The sequence below is a fragment of the Bradyrhizobium sp. UFLA05-108 genome, from assembly GCF_059803455.1.
Window position 1 is genome coordinate 1 of record NZ_JBANAZ010000198.1, and the last position, 1,226, is coordinate 1,226.

Below are 1,226 nucleotides of genomic sequence, written 5' to 3' on the forward strand. Positions count from 1 at the left end.
GGTGGACTCAACCGGTCGGTGCAACACTCTAATCTTTTAGCAGAGATGGAGTGTGGACATGAAGCAGCGACGTCGCATCTATTATTCCGCGGTTCAGCGGTCTGAGATCTGGGATCGCTGGCAGGCTGGCGAGTCGATGAGGTCCATCGGACGTCGGTTTGACCGGGCATCCTCGTCCGTGTTTTCCGTGATTTCGCCAACGGGGGGCATTCGTCCACCTGTTCGGCACCGTGCCAAGCAGGCGCTGACGCTCTCTGAACGAGAGGAGATTTCTAGGTGGCTCAGCATGCGCCGCTCGTTGCGGTCGATCGCGCGCCACTTGGGACGATCGGCATCGACCGTCAGCCGCGAAGTCAGCCGCAACGGAGGAGCGGACCGCTACCGGGCCGCGGGGGCAGATCAGGCCGCCTGGGATCGGGCGCGGCGTCCCAAGCTTTGCAAGCTGGCTTGCCACCCGTTCTTGAGGCGAACAGTATCGATCGGGCTGCGGCGACAATGGTCGCCGGAACAAATCGCAGGCTGGCTCAAGCGCACATATCCGGGGGAGCCACAACATCAGGTGTCACACGAGACGATCTACCGCAGCCTGTTCATTCAGACGCGCGGCGTGCTGAAAAAAGAGCTGCTTGAGCACCTGAGAGCGAAACGCACGATCCGCCGCTCCAGGCACGCCAGCCTGAAACGAAACGGACTCGGCCAGATCAAGGATACCGTATCCATCAGAGATCGGCCGGCGTCTGTTGAAGATCGTGCGGTCCCAGGCCACTGGGAGGGCGACCTGATCGGCGGATCGAGGAACAGCTATATCGTAACACTTGTCGAGCGCCATTCGCGCTACGTGATGCTGGTCAAGGTCGCGAACAAGGATACCGAAAGCGTCGTCTCGGCGCTTATCAAGCAATCGCAACGACTGCCCAGCGAACTTTATCGGTCCTTGACCTGGGACAGAGGCAAGGAGCTCGCAGATCATCAGCGTCTGACATTGGCTACCAAGGTCGATGTCTACTTCTGTGACCCTCGCTGTCCCTGGCAGCGCGGGTCAAACGAAAACACCAACAGATTGCTGCGCCAGTATCTTCCGCGTGGCATCGATCTGTCCCTGTATAGCCAGGCCAAGCTCAGCGCGATTGCCAGGCAGCTTAATGAAAGGCCACGAAAGACCTTGCTCTTTCAAACCCCAGCTGAGAAGTTCGCAGAATGTGTTGCGGCGATGAGTTGAACCCGCC

General features: G+C 59.4%; 1 protein-coding gene. It reads left to right on the top strand.

From position 1 onward, the window contains the following. Positions 1 to 58: 58 nt before the first annotated feature. Positions 59 to 1,219 carry an IS30 family transposase gene (locus SO140_RS45935; RefSeq protein WP_449384708.1) on the top strand — a complete coding sequence of 387 codons (1,161 nt, stop codon included), beginning with the start codon at positions 59 to 61 and terminating at the stop codon, positions 1,217 to 1,219. The last annotated feature ends 7 nt before the right edge of the window (positions 1,220 to 1,226 follow it).

What these genes read in the sequence shown, in the direction of transcription:
- SO140_RS45935 (WP_449384708.1), top strand. Translation starts at nt 59, where the DNA reads ATGAAGCAGCGACGTCGCATCTATTATTCCGCGGTTCAGCGGTCTGAG.